The organism is Gammaproteobacteria bacterium, assembly GCA_016200485.1.
Lineage (GTDB): Bacteria > Pseudomonadota > Gammaproteobacteria > Tenderiales > Tenderiaceae > JACQEP01.
Genome location: JACQEP010000007.1, coordinates 108,353 through 125,549 on the forward strand (window position 1 = coordinate 108,353; position 17,197 = coordinate 125,549).

Here is a 17,197-nt window from a genome sequence, read left to right on the forward strand (position 1 = left end):
ACGGACAAAGAATGAAGTTGGGATGGATGATGTCAGGTTCGGTTCAGCGCCGTTGTTGGGGTGTGGTGTTTGCGCTCGCGTTGGCAGCGCCCGGCCCGGTGTGGGCCGAGGCCAAAATCACCTTCAATCTGAAAGAGGCCGATATCGGCACAGTCGTGGCGACGGTGTCGGATTTCACGGGCAAGAATTTTATCGTCGATCCACGGGTCAAGGGCAAGGTCACTATCATCTCCGCGCGCCCGATGAACAAGGATGAGGTATATCAAACATTCTTGTCGTTATTGGAAGTACACAATTTCGCTGCGGTACGCACTGGCAATATCATCAAAATCGTGCCCGATGTGAATGCCAAGCAATCGGCGGGCAACGTTTCTGGCGTGGATAATCCTGGCGAGGGCGACGAGATTGTGACTCAGGTGATCGAGGTCAAGCACGTTTCGGCCGCGCAGTTGGTGCCGATCCTGCGGCCGCTGGTGCCACAACAAGGCCATATGGCGGCGTATGCGCCGACTAACGTGTTGATCGTTTCCGATCGGGCGGCGAATCTGAAACGGTTGTTGCAGATCATTGAGCGGATCGACATTGCTTCCGCCACCGATATCGAAGTTTACCGGCTCAAATATGCCTCAGCCGCGGAAGTGGTACGAATTATCGAGATGCTGAATCGTCAGGGACAACGCCCTGGTGATCCCGGCGCGCCGAGCGAAGTGCCGGTGCTGGTGGCGGATGAGCGTACCAACAGTATCCTGATGGGCGGTGATAAATCGTCGCGCCTGTCAGCGCGGGCCTTGATCACTCACCTTGATACGCCAATGGAAAGCAGCGGCAATACGCACGTTGTGTATTTACATTACGCCAAGGCCAAGGAACTGACGCCGGTGTTGACAGGATTGGGCGATACCTACGAGAAAGAGAAAAAAGGTGGTGCCGTCGGCGCCGCGCCTTCGCCAGGTGCCGGTGCGCCCGGCGCACGGGCGCCGATAACCATTCAACCCCACGAAGCGACCAATGCCTTGGTGATCACTGCCCCGCCGGATTTGTTCCGCGAGCTTGAGAGTGTCATCAAGAAACTTGATGTGCGGCGGGCGCAGGTGCTGGTCGAGGCCGTGATCGCTGAGATTTCAAATAATCGTATGAAGGAATTGGGTGTGCAGTGGATTGCCGATGGCACGCCGGGGGGGAACGGGCCAGTGGGCGGCACAAACTTCGGTAGCAACAATATCCTCAAGTTGGGGGCGGCGGTGCGTGGCAATACCGTGCCCGAAATCACTCCGGGCGCGCTGTTGGGTATCGGCCGATTTAACAGCAAGAATGTGAATTTCGGCGTTTTGATTAATGCGCTGGAGAGTGATGGTGATTCAAATGTCTTGTCCAAGCCGACCATCGTCACGCTCGATAACGAAGAGGCGGAGATTATCGTTGGTCAGAATGTACCGTTTATAACAGGTTCATATAGCGGTACCGGAAATTCAACAACGCCGCAGAATCCATTTCAGACCATCAAGCGTGAAAATGTCGGTATCACGCTCAAGGTCAAGCCGCAGATCAATGAAGGTGATGCCATCAAGCTTGATATCGAGCAAAAGGTCGATGCCCTAGTGCAAAGTTCTCTGCCAGCTTCCGATTTGATTACCAGTACCCGTTCAATCAAGACTTCGGTTCTGGTCGATGACGGTGGCGCGATTGTGTTGGGTGGCCTGACGACCGACGATTTGAAAGAGAGTGTGCAGAAGGTGCCGATCCTGGGTGATATTCCGTTGATTGGCGCGCTGTTTCGCTATAAAAAAACCACCAAGGAAAAAACCAATCTAATGGTATTTATCCGGCCGGTGATCATGCGTGATGCAGCGGTGACTACGCGCATGACCGCAGGTAAATACAACTATATTCGTGGCCAGCAGGTCACTGCCCGCGAGCGCGGCGTTGGTTTGATGGATGACAAAGAAGCGCCGGTAATGCCGGAGTTACAGGAGTTTGTCGAACTGCCACCACCCTTTGAGCTGGTGAATCCGATTCCGCGCCGCAAGCCGCAACCGGAAACCACGCCGGCACCCTTACCAGAACCAGCACCTGCGGGGGATGATTCACCATCCGAACCCGAAGCGGTATTCCAAGAATTCAATGGACAGTGAGATCTCTGTCAAACCTCCGCTGTTGCGTCTCAAGCGCCTGCCCTTTGGTTTTGCCAAGCGGCATGGTGTGCTGTTTCAGGAATTTGCTGACGGCCACGTCAAATTAACCTGCCGTCGCGGCGCCAGTGCCCGCAGTCTGGCGGAGGCGCGGCGTCATTTTGGTTTGCCATTGCAGCTGGAATGGTTGGATACCGCAGCTTTTGAGCGTCTGCTGCAGCAAAGTTATCAAGGCGATTCCACCGAGGCGATGGAAATGATCGACGGTCTCGGCGAGGAAAACGATCTGACGCGTATCGCCGCTGAATTGCAGGAACCCGAGGATTTGCTCGAGAGCGAGGATGACGCGCCGATCATTCGCTTGCTTAATGCCTTGTTGTCGCAGGCGATCAAGGAAAATGCTTCCGATATTCACATCGATGCCTACGAAGGGCGGATGGTGGTGCGCTACCGTGTCGATGGAGTGTTGCGTGAGGTGCTGGAGCCGAAGCGTGCGCTGGCGCCATTGCTGGTGTCGCGCATCAAGGTGATGGCTAAGCTTGATATCGCTGAAAAACGTTTACCACAGGATGGCCGCATCTCATTGCGTATTGCTGGGCGGCCAGTGGATGTGCGTGTTTCGACGCTGCCGGTAGGGCATGGCGGCGAGCGCGTAGTGTTGCGTCTGCTGGATAAGCAGGCGGGCAAACTCAATCTTGAACATCTGGGAATGGAGGCGAAGTCGCGGGAGTTGCTTGACCGTCTGATTCATCGTCCGCATGGCATCATTCTGGTTACAGGCCCGACGGGTTCGGGTAAAACGACGACGCTTTATGCCGCGTTGTCACGGCTCAATGACCACAAACGTAATATCATGACCGTCGAAGATCCGATCGAATATTACATCGATGGTATCAGCCAAACAGCGGTCAATACCAAAGTCGAAATGACCTTTGCCCGCGGGCTGCGCGCTATTTTGCGGCAGGATCCGGATGTGGTGCTGGTCGGCGAAATCCGCGATCTGGAAACAGCCGAGATTGCGGTGCAGGCTTCGCTCACCGGCCACTTGGTGTTGTCGACCTTGCATACCAATACCGCCGTCGGCGCGGTGACGCGCCTGCGTGACATGGGGATTGAGCCGTATTTATTGTCATCGAGTTTGATTGGCGTGCTGGCGCAACGCCTGGTGCGCTTGTTGTGCCCGCATTGCAAGCAGGCGCAGCCAGCAACCAGTGCTGAATGTGAAGCGTTCGGCTGGGATGCCAAGCAACCACCAACAATTTATTCGCCGAAGGGCTGTCCGCAATGTAAGCAAAGCGGTTACGTCGGGCGCACCGGTATTTACGAATTGGTGATGCTTGATGAGCATCTTCAGGAAATGGTGCATGTCGGGCGTAGCGAGCAGGAAATGGAGCATTATGCGCGCGGCATGACGCAGGGCATTCGCGATGACGGCTTGCGACGGGTGTTGCAGGGCGATACTTCGTTGGAAGAAATTCTACGGGTAACACGCGAGAACTAAGAATCGTTATGGGTGCCTTTGAATACACCGCACTTGATACCACTGGCCGCCAACGCAAGGGCGTGCTGGAAGCGGACACCGCGCGCCAGATCCGGCAGCAGTTGCGGGAGCAGGGGCTGGCGCCGCTGACGGTAGTGGAAGTGCAGCAGCGCGAGTCAAAACAAAAAACAACGGGGTTCTCCCTGCGGCGCGGTGTCAGTCCGGCGGATATGGCGCTGATGACACGCCAGCTTGCGACATTGGTGCGCGCCGGCACGCCTGTCGACGAGGCCTTGCAGGCGGTATCGAAGCAAACCGAAAAGCCGCGTGTTGCCAATATCCTGCTCGGAGTGCGCAGCAAAATAAAAGAAGGCCATTCCTTGGCGGCGGCGATGGCGGATTTTCCGGGAGTGTTTTCCGATCTTTATCGGGCCACGGTGTCTGCCGGCGAACAATCGGGGCATCTTGAAGGTGTATTGGAGCGATTGGCCGATTACACCGAAACGCGGCATGCCATGCAACAGAAATTTCAGCTGGCATTGATTTATCCCGCCTTGATTGCGTTGGTGTCGGTGGCGGTAGTGATTGGGTTGCTCGGTTTTGTGGTGCCGAAGGTGGTCGGGGTGTTTGAAAACCTCGGTCAGGAATTGCCACTGTTGACGCGCATGTTGATTGCGCTCAGCGAATTTATTCAGGTGGCCTGGCCGTATTTGCTGATACTGTTGCTGGCCGCAATCGGCGGCATGGTTTATACCTTGCGCCATGAAGGTCCGAAACGACGCTTACATCTATTTTTATTGCGCGTGCCGCTGGTCTCGCGCCTGGTGCGCGGCATGAATGCCGCGCGCTTTGCGCGCACCTTCAGCATTCTGGTGGGTAGCGGCGTGCCTGCGCTACAGGCGATGAGCATTTCGGCGGAAGTAGTGTCTAATTTGCCGATGCGCTCTGCAGTGGAAGAGGCGGCGCAACGCGTGCGTGAAGGCGGTGCGATTCATCGCGCGCTGGATGCCAGTGGATTTTTTCCGCCGATGACGGTGCATCTGATCGCCAGCGGCGAAGCCAGTGGCAAGCTCGATCAAATGCTGGAACGTGCCGCGACGGCACAGGAACGGGAGATGGAAACATTGCTGGCAATGCTGCTTGGCATCTTCGAACCGTTCATGATTTTGTTTATGGGAGGGATGGTGTTAGTCATTGTGCTTGCCATCCTGTTGCCAATTTTTGATCTTAATCAACTTGTGAAATAGGAATATGTATATGCGTCAGCGTCGTAGACAGGCAGGTTTTACTTTGATTGAAATCATGGTGGTGGTCGTGATACTCGGCATACTTGCCGCCATTATCGTGCCCCGATTGATGGACAGACCAGATGCTGCCCGTGTCACCAAGGCGAAATCGGATATTCGTGCCATCGAAAGCGCGTTATCGCTTTATCGACTCGATAATCATAGCTATCCCACTACGGATCAGGGCCTGCAAGCATTGGTAGAGAAACCAGCGAATGCTGCGGCGTGGAAGGAAGGCGGTTATATCGAGCGCATGCCGAAAGACCCGTGGAACAATCCCTACCAATATCTGAATCCTGGCGTGCATGGCACCATCGATGTCTTTAGCTATGGAGCGGATAAGCAGGAAGGTGGCGATGGCATCAATGCCGATATTGGCAACTGGAATCTCGAATAGCGAGTCATGAAATCGTGCCGCCAGCAAAGCCGTGGATTTACGCTGCTCGAATTGCTGGTGGTGGTCGTGATTATCGGCATTCTGGCAACACTTGTTACGTTGTCGATCGGTGGCCGCGATCGTAAGGCGGATCTGGAGTTGGAGGCGCAGCGGCTGGCGGCGTTGGTTGATCTTGCCTCGCAAGAAGCGACATTGCGGGGAAAAGAGTTGGCATTGGAGTTTGAGTCCACCGGTTATCGTTTTCTGTCTCTCGAAAAGGAAAACAAGTGGCAGGATTTTGCGGATGAAGCCTTGCGCCCGCGGGAATTGCCTACAGGCATGGGGCTGAAGGTGGAAGTCGATGGTACGGCATTGCCGACCTCGGATCGGTTTGGAAAAGTGGCGTTACCGCGGATCTATATCCTGTCCAGCGGTGAATTGCAGCCTTTCACAATTACTTTACGCTTTGAAGAAGGCCCGGCCTACAAGGTTGAAGGCAAGCTCACGGGCGTAGTCAGCGTCAGCGGACCGCAGGAGATGCTGTGATGCGCCGCATGCGCGGCTTCACGCTGTTGGAAGTGGTAGTGGCACTGGCGATTCTGTCGATCGCGATGCTGGCGGCAGTGAAGGGAATCAGCGAGCACGTCGGCAATACCGCGTATCTCAAGGAGCGTAGTTTTGCCCATTGGGTGGCGATGAATAAAGTGGCTGAATTGCAGCTGGCGGCTGATTGGCCTGGCGTTGGCATGCTGAAGGGCTCGGAGGCCATGGGCGGAGCGGAGTGGCATTGGGAAGTTTCAGTATCAGAAACTCCCAATCCCGAAATCCGGCGGTTAGATGTCAAGGTGATGCCTGAGGCGCATCATGATCAGACACTGGATACGTTGATTGCGTATGTGGGTAAACCGGGATGAGAGCGCAGCGCGGATTTACCTTGCTGGAGTTGCTGGTGGCGATCATGATCTTCGCCATCATGTCGGCCATGGCCTACAGCGCATTGCGGCAGGCGCTGGATACGCGTGAATATGCGGATAAGCAGGCGCAGCGCCTGGCCGAGTTGCAAAAGGCGATGACGATATTGAGTCGCGACATCGAACAGTCAATTTCGCGGCCGGTGCGCGATCCCTATTCTGCCGAGTTGCCGGCGATGCAGGGTGGCGGGCTAAGCAGTAGTTTACTGGAATTGACACGTACCGGCTGGCGCAATCCGGCGGCCTTTACCCGCAGCAATTTGCAGCGTGTTTCGTATCAGTTGAGCGAGAATAAATTATTGCGCCACAGCTATGCGCAACTGGATCGCGCCTTTGAATCGGTGCCAGAAGAAACGCCATTATTAAGCGGTGTGAAGAGTGTAAGTGTGCGGTTTCTCAATGTGGATAATCAATGGTTGCAATACTGGCCGCCGGCGGGTGATGAGGACAAGATGCGGTGGCAATTGCCCAAGGCGCTGGAGCTGGTGGTTGAGCTTGAAGACTGGGGCTCGCTCAAGCGTATATTGCGAGTGGTGGGCAGTTGAGCATGAAGTTTAAACAGCAGCGGGGAGTTGCCTTAATTACCGCAGTATTGATTGCCGCCTTGGTGGCGGCAACAGCAGTGGCCATGGCATCGCGGCAGCAACTGGATATCCGGCGCACGGCAAATCTGTTTGATACCGATCGCGCATACTTGTTTGCGCTGGGCGGTGAATCCTTCGCCCGCATGATCTTGGCGGATGATCGACGCAGGAATAATGTTGATGGATTGGATGAGTTTTGGGCGAAAGAAGTGACGATTCCGGTCGAGGGCGCGGTGTTGAGCGGAAAGATGACGGATCAGCAGGGACTGTTTAATCTTAATAATCTGGTCACAGATGACGGTAGGCCGAGTGAACCCGACATCAAGCGTTTTGAGCATTTGCTCAATGTGCTGGGGATGGATGGCAAACTGTCGCGGGCGGTGGTGGACTGGATCGACCCCGATATTGAGCCACAATTTTCCGGTGGCGCCGAAGATGATGTATATATGCAACTCAACCCACCCTATCGCGCCGCCAATGGGCGGATGGCCAGCCCCAGTGAGCTGGTGCTGGTGCATGGTTTTAGCTATGCCGATTATCAGAAATTGGCCCCCTTTGTCACTGCCCTGCCCGTCCGTACCAAGCTCAATATCAATACCGCGCCGCCGGAACTGTTGGCGACGGTGGTTGAAGGGCTGACCTTGCAGGATGGTGAGGCGCTGGCCGAGGCGCGCGGCGATAAACATTACGATAAAATCGAAGACTTTATTGGGCAACCCTTATTGCAGAATCGCGGCGTGATTGCCGTTGATCTGACGGTGGGCAGCGATTATTTTCTGCTCCAGTCCAGCGCCGAGTTTGATCGTGGCCACATGCAGCTTTATAGCTTGTTGGTGCGGGACGATAATGCAAAGATAAAGGTCATTATGCGCGGCCAAGGAATCTACTGAAGTGATCAGTCGATTGTATTTGCAAATTGACGAGCGTGCCGAGCGCGCGGCCTGGTATTGCCCGGATGCCGCGCCCGGCGCCGAAAGCGGTAGTGGCAGTCTGGCCGATGCCGTGCTCCATGCCGCTGGGCGGCAGGTCACGGTATTTGTGCCAGCGGCCAGCGTTACGTTATTCCAAACTAAAATGCCCGAAGGATCGAGGCGACAGCAATTGCAGGCACTGCCCTTTCTGATCGAAGAACAATTTGCGGCGGATGTAGAGACCTTGCACTTTGCCTTTGGTGAAGTGCAGCAAGGCATGATCAATGTTGCCGTAGTTGCCAGGGAACAGATTGAGTTTTGGCTTGGACAGCTAAGTGCAGTAGGCATCGAGCCGCAGGCGCTGGTGCCGGAATCGCTCGCCTTGCCTTTGGAAGACGGTGCCTGGTCACTGGCGCGCCTGGGTTCAAGCTTGATTGTGCGCCAAGGTTTGCAGAGTGGCATAGTGCTGGATTGGGATAATGCACAACAGCTATTACCGTTAGCACTGAATGAGGCCGGTGAATCACGTCCGGCACGCCTATGTTTCTATGGGCAGGTGCAGGCCGCGTTCAAATTGCCGGACATCGGTTTGGCCATTGAGTCAAAAACATGGAACTGTGAGATGCAGGAATTGCTGGCGCGAAGCTATGTCGCCGGGCAGGCGATCAACTTGCTGCAAGGCGTCTATAGCCGCAAGGAGCGCTGGCAACAACTGTGGCGGCCATGGAGGGTGGCGCTGATATTGTTAACGGCTTACCTGTTGAGTGTTGGCGTGACGCAGACGGTGGACGCAGTGCGGTTGAGTAGCGAGCGTGATCGCCTTCAAGCCGAGATCGAATCAATTTATCGACAGGCATTTCCGGGCGAGAAAAATGTCCCCAGCCCACGGTTACAGATGGAACGTCATCTCAAGGAATTACACGGCGATGGCAAGACCGGCAGTGGTGATTTTCTGGGGATGCTGGCGACAACCGGCCGGGAACTGAAAGACATCAGCAGCGTGCAGATTCAGCGCATCAATTACAAGGATGGCGCGCTCGAAGTTGCATTTCTGATCGCCGACTTGCAAATGCTGGATCAAGTTAAACAGAAGCTGATGGCGCAAGGGCGGCTTAACGTGGAAATCCAAGGCGCAGCGGCACATGACAATCATGTTGAGGCTCGATTGCGAATTACGGAGCGGGTGTCATGAAGGCATGGTGGCAAGGATTACAGCCGCAAGAACAGCGCACGCTGAGTATCGGTGCCGTAGCGTTGGGGCTGATGGTTTTTTATTTTGGTATCCTGGAACCATTGACGAGTCATTTCTCCAGCCTCGAACAAAGTGTTGCCGAGCAACAAAAGCTACGTGACTGGATGGCCAAATCCGCTGCCGAAGTGCACCGCTTGCAGAGTCAAGGCGGTGGTGTCGCCGTTAACGATGGTCGTTCACTGCTGACCCTGGTCGATCAAACCGCGCGCGCCGAAAACCTTGGCCCTGCCTTGCGCCGCGTCGAGCCCGAGGGCTCCGACAAGGTGGTGCGGGTCTTGCTGGAACAGGCACCGTTCGATGACGTGATACGCTGGCTGCAAACCATCAAGCAGCGGCATGGGGTAAATGTTGTCAGTATCACCTTCGACAAACAGCCCATCAGCGGCATGGTCAATGCCCGCATGACACTGACGGGCGGCGGATGATGAAACGTATCGTCGGCTATACGGCACTGGGCGTGGTCACCTATCTTGGATTTCTCGTCGCCACCTTCCCCGCCGAACGTGCCCTCAACGCAATGCGCAGCCAAATGCAGAACGTTTATTTTCAGGGAGTCTCCGGCAGTGTCTGGCGCGGTCACGCCAACACCCTGCAATTGAGGGATCAATCTTTCGAACAATTTGCCTGGCATCTGCGCCTGTTGCCGCTGTTGATCGGGAGGGTGGATCTTGGATTTGAGTTTGACGGCAACGGCCGCACGGGCGAGGGTGTGGCCGCCTTGAGTGCCAATGGCAGTGTCAGTTTCCACGATGTTGATGTGCGTCTGCCGATGGCCGATGTCGATCAATACCTCGGCCTCGGGCCGTTGGCGTTGAACGGTATGGTGGAGTTGAAATTCGAGTCCGCCAAGTTCGAGCAATCACGGTTGACGGCCGCCACGGGCACCATGCGTTGGCAAAACGCATCCCTGCCCGGATCGCCGCCGCTGGCACTGGGTGGTTTTGAGCTGACGCTCAGTAACGATGAAGGCGCCGTCAAAGGCGTGCTCAAGGATTTGGGTGGGCCGGTGCAGCTGGAAGGTACTGTCCACTTACGGCCAGATGGCACTTACCAGTTCAGAGGAAAAATTTCGACGCGAAGCACGGCTGTTCCCGCCGTCACTCAGGCGCTGGCTCTGCTGGGTAGTCCTGGCTCGGATGGCAAGATACAGCTCCAGTATCAGGGACATTTATAGTTAATAATCAATATATTATAATTAATTATACAGGAAACACTAATTTTTGTGTTTCCTGTAAATACGGTTTTAACGGCTGATATTTATCTTCAAACCCCCAACTTGAAACGGTACAATGCCCCACCTTTTAATAATCCGCCCGCACCAAAAATCTGCTTATTTATGCATCGCCTATTAAATCGCCTCGCGATCTGGATTGAGACGTTGAATGAATGGTTCGGCCGCTGCACTGCCCTGCTGGTACTGCTGCTGGTCGCGCTGGTCTGTTATGACGTGGCGATGCGCTATCTGTTCCAGGCCGGTTCTGTGGCGCTGCAGGAGCTGGAGTGGCACCTCTTTGCGCTGATCTTCCTGCTCGGTGCCGGTTACACCCTGAAATACGATGATCATGTGCGGGTCGATATTTTCTACCAGGCGGCGTGGATGTCGCCGCAACGCAGGGCCTGGGTCAATCTGCTTGGGTGCATCTTCATGCTCTTCCCCTTCTGTATTCTGGTGATGGTCAGCAGCTGGCCGTTTGTTGCCGACGCTTATGCCTGGAATGAGGGTTCGCCCGACCCCGGTGGTTTGCCCTATCGCTGGCTGCTCAAGGCGGCGATCCCGTTGAGTTTTGTGCTGGTGATGTTGCAAGGGCTGGTGTTAGCGCTGCGCAGCGCGCAAACGATTTTCTGTCGCCGCGACCAGGAGGCACGTTAAGTGGCCATCGAAGCCTGGGCGCTGGTGATGTTTGCGGCACTGTTCGTGCTGCTGTTGATTGGTTTTCCCGTCGCCTTCACCCTCGGTGCGGTGGCGCTGTTGTTCGGCGGCATCTTTCTCGATTTCTCCGAGTTTCAATTGCTGCCGATGCGCGTCTGGGGCGTGATGACCAATTTCACCTTGCTCGCAGTACCGCTGTTTGTGTTCATGGGTGTGATGCTGGAAAAATCCGGTCTGGCCGAGGCCTTGCTCGAAACCATGGGCCGTCTTTTCGGTCGGGTGCGTGGCGGCTTGGCGGTTTCGATTGTGGTGGTTGGCGCTTTGCTGGCCGCGACGACCGGCGTGGTGGGCGCCACGGTGGTGACGATGGGGCTGATCGCCCTCCCCGCCATGCTCAAACATCGGTATGACGCGGGGTTGGCGTCGGGCGTGATCGCCGCTTCCGGCACCTTAGGCCAGATTATTCCTCCCAGTGTCATCCTGATCCTGCTCGGCGATATTGTCGGCATCCCGGTCAGCGATTTGTTCGCGGCGGCTGTGATCCCTGGGATGTTGCTGGTGGTGGCGTTTATCGTTTATGTGTTGGTGATTGCCTGGCTGAGGCCGACCGTGGCGCCCGCCATAGAAGTGAGGACGTATGCCAGCGGCAAACTCTTGCATGCCGTGATTAAAAGTTTGTTGCCACCCTTGATCCTGGTGTTGGCCGTGCTGGGTTCAATTTTCTTCGGCATCGCATCACCCACGGAATCCGCCGCGCTCGGTGCATTAGGTGCGATCATATTGGCAGCCACTCACGGTCAGCTGCAATGGAAAAATATGTTCGAGGCCGCAAAACAGACGGCGCGACTCACCAGCATGGTGTTCATTATTTTGATTGGCGCCACAGCATTTGGCCTGGTGTTCCGCAGCATGGGTGGTGATGTGTTGACACAGGACATCATGCTGGCCTTGCCCGGCGAGGAGTATGGCTTTATCGCCGTCAGCATGCTGCTGATTTTTGTGCTGGGATGTTTCCTCGATTTTCTTGAGATCTGTTTTATCGTGGTGCCGATCCTGGTGCCGATCGCGCAACAGCTCAATATCGAATTATTGTGGTTCTCGATCCTGATCGCTATGAATCTCCAAGCGTCGTTTTTGACGCCGCCGTTTGGATTTTCATTGTTTTATCTGAAGGCAGTGGCGCCACCCGAGGTGCGGATTCAGCATATCTATCGCGGCGTGGTGCCGTTTATCATTCTACAAGTGTTGGTGCTGGGCTTGCTGGTAGTGTTTCCGGGCATCGTGTCGTGGCTGCCGGAGCAGTTAAACGCCATCCGTTAACGCCAGCTGCGGTTGATATCCTCTAGATCCGGGCACGGTTTGCCGAATAAATAACCTTGGCCATAATCGACATCGAGCGCCAGGAGGGTTTCGTATTCCTCGGGTGTTTCGATGCCCTCGGCGATAATTTGTGAACCCAGCCCCTTGGCCATATTCACCATCGCCTTGATGATTTGTTGCTTGATGTGGCTCTTGTTAATGCCGCGGACCAGTGAAATATCGAGTTTCATGAAGCCAGGATTGAGTTCCATGATCCGCTCCAGATCGGAATAGGCCGCGCCCACGTCGTCATTGGCATGCACAATGCCGATGTCGGAATAGTCTTTCAATGCAGTGCGAAATAAATCGTAATTGTCGATGGCCATTTTTTCGTTGATCTCGAAAATGACGTTTTCCGGTTTGAGTTTGATGTCCTCCAGCAATTTTTCGAGATAACGGCCGCGGAATTGCGGATCATGGATGGTAATCGCCAGGGTGTTGATGAAGATTTTTTTGTTCGTGCCAAGATTGCGAATATTGCTAATTGCCTTGCGACGGCAGAGAGAATCCAGTTCAAAAGACAAGCCAAATTCGGCAGCGACCAAAAATAATAACATCGGGTTTCTGAATTCACTATCCACCGGGCCACGGGATAACGCCTCATAGCCAAGAATGTCGAGATTTTTCATTTCGACGATCGGTTGATAAACCGTGTGTATGTCTTCCTCGATCACGATCTTTTGCAATTGAAACTTGGCACCTTGTTCCTGCTTCAGTGCCATGAAATGCCCCATTTGCCGGGAGCCAGCCACCAATTGCATGATCAGGCGCATGTGGCTGACCATCGGGTTGTTGATCACCATGCCGTAACCAACGCCCGGCTTGGCGTATTCCTTAATGTGGGGATAGAAGAGATTAAAGATCTCAACCTCAATACATTTGCGGGCGCGTTCGGCCATACCTTCCAGATGTTCCAGCACGCGGGTGTTTTTATCGCGCGGCGGCGAAAGAAAAATAATGAAGGTGTCCTGATCGAAGAGGTCCACGACCAGAATATCTTCCTGGCGGAAGATTTCGTTTTTCATGCGCTTGACCTGATCGGTCACGGCGGCAAGCAGATGGTTATAGACCATGCTGCCGTACAGATATTCGATTTTTTTCAGTTGCTCGATTTGCAGCGTCAGGCAGGCAATATACTGCGCATTGACCAGGATTTGTTCGATCCGGGCGTACTCCTTGATCATGGTCGCAGCGTCGAGGTGATCGTTGAAATAAAAGTTCTTGTGGATCAACGCCGAGAGGTAATTGTCACCTTCTGTTTTCATAACCTGCTGATTTTCCTGGATTGGACGCTAATTATTAGTGTTTCATTAAGTTATTAGATCGGACGTTCGGAGAAAGCCTTTAACGGTGAGGCTGCCCAACAAAGAAAAGGGCTTGGCATCTTCAGATACCAAGCCCCTAAATAGTGATGATTTGTCTTTAGAACGTATTATATTAGTGCTGTGCCTTGCGCTTGAGACGGGTACCCATGCCCAGCAGACCGATGCCCAGCAGGGCCAGGGTTTCTGGTTCAGGGATCGGGTTGCCGCCGCCTGTCGGTGGGGTAGGCGTGCCAGTGTTATTGATCGTCACGTTGTCGGACACCTGACCGAGGAAACTATACTCTTCAGTGTTCGTGCAAGTTCTACTCTGCCCCTGGCCGGTACAGACTTTAACGGTCTTATAGCCGTAATAATCCACTTTCAAGTGCGAACCATTGTCGAGAACGCTTAGCGCCTGATCAATGGTGGTGCCAGAGGCGAAGCTCAACGCGAACAGCCATTCCAGCGACGCGCCGTTATCGCTCATTAACACCCCAGGGGCGGTGATTGGATTGTTGCCAGCAGTAAAGTATGCACAGTCGAAGCCCGAAGCGCCGCCGTTGTTAGTACAGCCCCCTTGATCTTGTCCGCCGATCACGTTTGTCCAGCTTCCTCCCAGACCGCTCACGGCGCCACTGGTGACTTGGGTCTCGGCCTGAACAGTGACAGCATTGATATAGGCATTGGTATTGGTAAAGCTGCTTGTGCTAAAGGCTGTTGTGTCCGCGAGCACGATCACGTTGTAGACTGGCGCCGCGATGTTCCCATAGTTGACGCCATCGCTGGAAAGGGTCCATTTCACACCGTAGCTGTCGGTGTGGGTGATCACAGAGGCGCTTGCTACCCCTGTTAGCCCCGCTAATCCCGCCATCAAAGCAACGGTGTGTATTTTGGTGAATTTCATAAACTTATCTCCTGGGTTAATTTCATCTATTACCCATAACAGATGCAAGGTCTATGCCTGAGGTTCAGGTCTATATAAATCAAGGCGTTATACACATGTAAAACAATGACCATACAAAAGTGTAAAGATTTCCGACACAAAAAGGCCGGGTTAACCCGGCCTTGCGAGGTTTATGGAGTGGTATCCGCTTACTTGGTGACGCTGATGCTGGTGGTCGTGGTATTGCCAGCGGCGTCTTTGGCGGTGGCGGTCAGGAGATGGCTGCCTGCGGCGACCCGGCGGGTGTTCCAGCTGTAGCTCAGGCTGCCGGAGGTGGTGGCGGCCATCGCGTTGCCATCAATGGCCAGGGTGAGCTGGGTGACGCCCAGGTTGTCACTGGCGCCTGCTTTAATCGTGACCGTGCCGCTGACCTTGGCGCCATTGGCGGGCGAGAGGAAGCCGACGGTCGGTGCCAGCGTATCCGGCGCAGCCGCCTGATTGGAGACGGTGATACTGATGCTCTGTGACTGGCCGCGGTTGCCGGCGGCGTCCCAGGCGTAGGCTTGTAGAGTGGTGCTGCCATTGGCCGTCAGGCTGCTGTCCCAGGCGATGTCATAGGGGGCGCTGGCATCGGTGGCCCACAACGAGCCATTGATGAACAAATCGACCTTGCTGACGCCGACGTTGTCACTGGCGCTGATGCTCACCGTAGTGAGTCCGGCCACTGTGCTGCCAGCACCGGGGGTAGTGATGGCTGCAATTGGGGCCTGGCCGTCGGCGGCCGTTGTATTAAGCGCGGTTTGCACGGCCTTGGCGGCGTTGACGCGACCGGCGCCGTAATACATGTCATATCCGACGGCGCCCAGATCGTCAGCGGTGGTGATCAGGATGTTATCAACCTGTGCCGGCGACAAGGCCGGATTGGCGGCCAGCACCAAAGCAGCGACCCCCGCCACGACCGGGCTGGAGAACGACGTGCCGGACCAGTAGCTGTAACTGCCAGCGTTGTTGGTCGAAGGAATGTTGACGCCAGGGGCGGATAAATCGACGAAGCTGCCAGAGGTAGAGAAGCTGGCGATGATATCGTTGCTGTCAGTGGCGCCCACGGACAGGAGGGCGTCACTGGGTGTAGTCGCATCATAAACGCCGCCATTGCCAGCGGAGACGGCAATCACGCCGCCCTTGCCGTGCATGTACTGGCCGGCGCTTTGTACCGTCGCGCTGCCCGAGACACCGTAACTGACATTCGCCACACGGGCGCCGTGGTCGGCAGCCCACACCACGCCGTTGGCGATGTCACTGGTGTAGGCCGAACCATCGGCCAAATTAGACACGCGCACCGGCAGCAGCATCGCGTTCCAGGCGACGGAAGTGACGCCCTTGGCATTGTTGCTGGCAGCCCCCACCGTGCCCGCAACCCCCGTACCATGACCTACGGGATCGGAACTATCGGTGCTGTTACTGACAACGTTCCAGCCGGACAATACCTTGCCCGCCAGATCCGGATGAGCCGCCTGGACGCCGGTATCGACAATGGCGACTGTAACGTTGGCGCCCAGAGAGCTATCCCAGGCCAGTGGCGCTTGAATCTTGGGCAGGTGCCAGGCGATTGAATAATAAGTGTCATTGGCCGTAAGTTGCGGCGGCTGCAAAGCGTCCAGCTCGGCGAATTTAACCTTGGGGTTATGTGCCAGCAGTGCCGCAACGGCACGCTCATCCGCCTGGGCCGGAAGCTCAACGACGTGGACATTGATTTGCGGAATGACCTTGGTCGACTTGGCACCGTGCAGGGTCAATACCTGGCTCAACTGGTTGGCATCGACGCCGGTGGCGGGTTGCACCAGCAGACGGTGGGCGGCGAAGGTTGGAGCGCCAGCGGCGTGTACCAGGGAGGAGGCGCTCAGAAACAGGGCGAATTGAATTCCGGCGGCCAGTCGTGTCATACGCATCGTAAAAATCCTCAAGTTAAGAAAACAACCGCTAAACATATCGGCGTGGTTTGGCCACCCCTGAGCGTAGCCAGTGTCGGGGGTCGCGTTCCGTTCGCGCAGTGAGTCACAAGTCTGGAAATTAACTTTCTGTGCGGGGGATGCTTGCAGATAGCAGGTGGGTGATCAAGCTGAAAAAGGCGACACTTCGGTAGAAGGGCCAAGGGCGAGACGCCGTTGGCCAATAATATTTGACCCCCTAAAAGCGATAGCCCACACTCACGCCGATACTATTACCGTTAGCGGTCTGATTACGCGCTTTATAATCGATCAATGTGACCCGGCCGCCAATCATCAGGCCGGTATCCGTCAGATAATCGATTTCACCGATCACACCCAGCGCATCATCAAAACTCACGGTGCCAAGGCTGGCGGCAACACCATCGCTCGTGAGCTTGGGATTCATGTGATAGGTAAGGCCGCCGCCAAAACGCCAAGTGCCGGTGCGGTAAAATTCAAGCACTTCAAGCGGGTAACGATTCCAATTGATATTGCCGTTCTTGCCACTGATGGTATCGAATTTCCAGCCGATGGCCACTTCGGTTTCCAGTCCTGGTTGTGTAAACGGCGTGGTGCTATAAATTCCGCCAGCAGCAACGCTCAGCATTTCTCCGGCATTAATTTTGTCATCGTTGCCGTTGGTGAAATAGGCGTGGGCCAGCTCGTCCCCGCCAAGATCGATGCCGCCACGAATGAGCCATTTCAAATCGGCATTCGCAGTCTGAATTGAGGTCAAGCAAAAAAGCCCGCTAATGCAGGCGAGTGTGTAGGATGGTTTCATCTTCTTCCCCTCGATTGGATATT

Annotated in this window: 17 protein-coding genes; 13 read left to right on the top strand and 4 right to left on the bottom strand. The window is 55.2% G+C overall.

Translation table 11 applies throughout. The features are described 5' to 3' along the window. Window positions 1-11: 11 nt before the first annotated feature. The 13 genes from gspD to HY272_04055 all read left to right on the top strand — a co-directional run bounded on the left by gspD (window position 12) and on the right by HY272_04055 (window position 12,179). The gene (gspD, locus tag HY272_03995; protein ID MBI3771845.1) at window positions 12-2,132 is read left to right on the top strand and encodes a type II secretion system secretin GspD; all 2,121 of its coding nucleotides are present in this window, start codon (window positions 12-14) and stop codon (window positions 2,130-2,132) included. Beyond that, window positions 2,122-3,630: a type II secretion system ATPase GspE gene (gene gspE / locus HY272_04000; protein MBI3771846.1), complete on the top strand. Its 1,509-nt coding sequence runs from the start codon at window positions 2,122-2,124 to the stop codon at window positions 3,628-3,630. Before gspD ends, gspE begins: the two co-directional genes overlap by 11 nt. 8 nt (window positions 3,631-3,638) lie before the next feature. Next, window positions 3,639-4,856, top strand: a complete 1,218-nt coding sequence (gspF, locus tag HY272_04005) for a type II secretion system inner membrane protein GspF (GenBank protein MBI3771847.1) — start codon at window positions 3,639-3,641, stop codon at window positions 4,854-4,856. A 10-nt stretch (window positions 4,857-4,866) separates the two neighbouring features. Continuing rightward, entirely contained in the window at window positions 4,867-5,292 is a 426-nt protein-coding gene (gene gspG / locus HY272_04010; GenBank protein ID MBI3771848.1) for a type II secretion system major pseudopilin GspG, read from the top strand. Window positions 5,293-5,298: 6 nt separating this feature from the next. Continuing rightward, a complete protein-coding gene (gene gspH / locus HY272_04015) occupies window positions 5,299-5,817 on the top strand; it encodes a type II secretion system minor pseudopilin GspH (GenBank protein ID MBI3771849.1) in 519 nt (172 codons plus the stop codon). After that, on the top strand, window positions 5,817-6,185 hold the full coding sequence (gene gspI / locus HY272_04020; protein ID MBI3771850.1) for a type II secretion system minor pseudopilin GspI: 369 nt from the start codon (window positions 5,817-5,819) through the stop codon (window positions 6,183-6,185). The genes gspH and gspI overlap by 1 nt, the downstream gene beginning before the upstream one ends. Next, a complete protein-coding gene (gene gspJ, locus HY272_04025; GenBank protein MBI3771851.1) occupies window positions 6,182-6,787 on the top strand; it encodes a type II secretion system minor pseudopilin GspJ in 606 nt (201 codons plus the stop codon). Before gspI ends, gspJ begins: the two co-directional genes overlap by 4 nt. Window positions 6,788-6,789: 2 nt before the next feature. Then, window positions 6,790-7,716 carry a type II secretion system minor pseudopilin GspK gene (gene gspK / locus HY272_04030; GenBank protein ID MBI3771852.1) on the top strand — a complete coding sequence of 309 codons (927 nt, stop codon included), beginning with the start codon at window positions 6,790-6,792 and terminating at the stop codon, window positions 7,714-7,716. A 1-nt stretch (window position 7,717) separates the two neighbouring features. Continuing rightward, window positions 7,718-8,929 carry a type II secretion system protein GspL gene (gspL, locus tag HY272_04035; protein ID MBI3771853.1) on the top strand — a complete coding sequence of 404 codons (1,212 nt, stop codon included), beginning with the start codon at window positions 7,718-7,720 and terminating at the stop codon, window positions 8,927-8,929. Next, entirely contained in the window at window positions 8,926-9,414 is a 489-nt protein-coding gene (locus HY272_04040; GenBank protein ID MBI3771854.1) for a type II secretion system protein M, read from the top strand. The genes gspL and HY272_04040 overlap by 4 nt, the downstream gene beginning before the upstream one ends. Beyond that, entirely contained in the window at window positions 9,414-10,163 is a 750-nt protein-coding gene (locus tag HY272_04045; GenBank protein MBI3771855.1) for a type II secretion system protein N, read from the top strand. Before HY272_04040 ends, HY272_04045 begins: the two co-directional genes overlap by 1 nt. 162 nt (window positions 10,164-10,325) lie before the next feature. Beyond that, window positions 10,326-10,859, top strand: a complete 534-nt coding sequence (locus HY272_04050; protein MBI3771856.1) for a TRAP transporter small permease subunit — start codon at window positions 10,326-10,328, stop codon at window positions 10,857-10,859. 6 nt (window positions 10,860-10,865) lie between these two features. After that, window positions 10,866-12,179 (top strand): TRAP transporter large permease subunit, encoded by a 1,314-nt coding sequence (locus tag HY272_04055; protein MBI3771857.1) that lies wholly within the window; start codon window positions 10,866-10,868, stop codon window positions 12,177-12,179. Here the strand turns inward: HY272_04055 and HY272_04060 are convergent. The 4 genes from HY272_04060 to HY272_04075 form a co-directional block, all read right to left on the bottom strand. Then, window positions 12,176-13,483 carry an EAL domain-containing protein gene (locus HY272_04060; GenBank protein ID MBI3771858.1) on the bottom strand — a complete coding sequence of 436 codons (1,308 nt, stop codon included), beginning with the start codon at window positions 13,481-13,483 and terminating at the stop codon, window positions 12,176-12,178. The two genes, HY272_04055 and HY272_04060, sit on opposite strands and share 4 nt — an antisense overlap. Before the next feature lie 172 nt (window positions 13,484-13,655). Then, window positions 13,656-14,426 carry a PEP-CTERM sorting domain-containing protein gene (locus tag HY272_04065; GenBank protein ID MBI3771859.1) on the bottom strand — a complete coding sequence of 257 codons (771 nt, stop codon included), beginning with the start codon at window positions 14,424-14,426 and terminating at the stop codon, window positions 13,656-13,658. 188 nt (window positions 14,427-14,614) lie between these two features. Beyond that, entirely contained in the window at window positions 14,615-16,354 is a 1,740-nt protein-coding gene (locus tag HY272_04070) for a S8 family serine peptidase (protein MBI3771860.1), read from the bottom strand. A 238-nt stretch (window positions 16,355-16,592) separates the two neighbouring features. Next, window positions 16,593-17,174, bottom strand: coding sequence for a hypothetical protein (locus HY272_04075; protein ID MBI3771861.1), 582 nt, complete (start codon window positions 17,172-17,174; stop codon window positions 16,593-16,595). Window positions 17,175-17,197 lie beyond the last annotated feature (23 nt).

Excerpts from the sequence above, each read along its gene's own strand:
- gspD (MBI3771845.1), top strand. The coding sequence starts at position 12 with ATGAAGTTGGGATGGATGATGTCAGGTTCGGTTCAGCGCCGTTGTTGG.
- gspE (MBI3771846.1), top strand. The coding sequence starts at position 2,122 with ATGGACAGTGAGATCTCTGTCAAACCTCCGCTGTTGCGTCTCAAGCGC.
- gspF (MBI3771847.1), top strand. The coding sequence starts at position 3,639 with ATGGGTGCCTTTGAATACACCGCACTTGATACCACTGGCCGCCAACGC.
- gspG (MBI3771848.1), top strand. The coding sequence starts at position 4,867 with ATGCGTCAGCGTCGTAGACAGGCAGGTTTTACTTTGATTGAAATCATG.
- gspH (MBI3771849.1), top strand. The coding sequence starts at position 5,299 with ATGAAATCGTGCCGCCAGCAAAGCCGTGGATTTACGCTGCTCGAATTG.
- gspI (MBI3771850.1), top strand. The coding sequence starts at position 5,817 with ATGCGCCGCATGCGCGGCTTCACGCTGTTGGAAGTGGTAGTGGCACTG.
- gspJ (MBI3771851.1), top strand. The coding sequence starts at position 6,182 with ATGAGAGCGCAGCGCGGATTTACCTTGCTGGAGTTGCTGGTGGCGATC.
- gspK (MBI3771852.1), top strand. The coding sequence starts at position 6,790 with ATGAAGTTTAAACAGCAGCGGGGAGTTGCCTTAATTACCGCAGTATTG.
- HY272_04040 (MBI3771854.1), top strand. The coding sequence starts at position 8,926 with ATGAAGGCATGGTGGCAAGGATTACAGCCGCAAGAACAGCGCACGCTG.
- HY272_04045 (MBI3771855.1), top strand. The coding sequence starts at position 9,414 with ATGAAACGTATCGTCGGCTATACGGCACTGGGCGTGGTCACCTATCTT.
- HY272_04050 (MBI3771856.1), top strand. The coding sequence starts at position 10,326 with ATGCATCGCCTATTAAATCGCCTCGCGATCTGGATTGAGACGTTGAAT.
- HY272_04060 (MBI3771858.1), bottom strand. The coding sequence starts at position 13,483 with ATGAAAACAGAAGGTGACAATTACCTCTCGGCGTTGATCCACAAGAAC.
- HY272_04065 (MBI3771859.1), bottom strand. The coding sequence starts at position 14,426 with ATGAAATTCACCAAAATACACACCGTTGCTTTGATGGCGGGATTAGCG.
- HY272_04070 (MBI3771860.1), bottom strand. The coding sequence starts at position 16,354 with ATGCGTATGACACGACTGGCCGCCGGAATTCAATTCGCCCTGTTTCTG.
- HY272_04075 (MBI3771861.1), bottom strand. The coding sequence starts at position 17,174 with ATGAAACCATCCTACACACTCGCCTGCATTAGCGGGCTTTTTTGCTTG.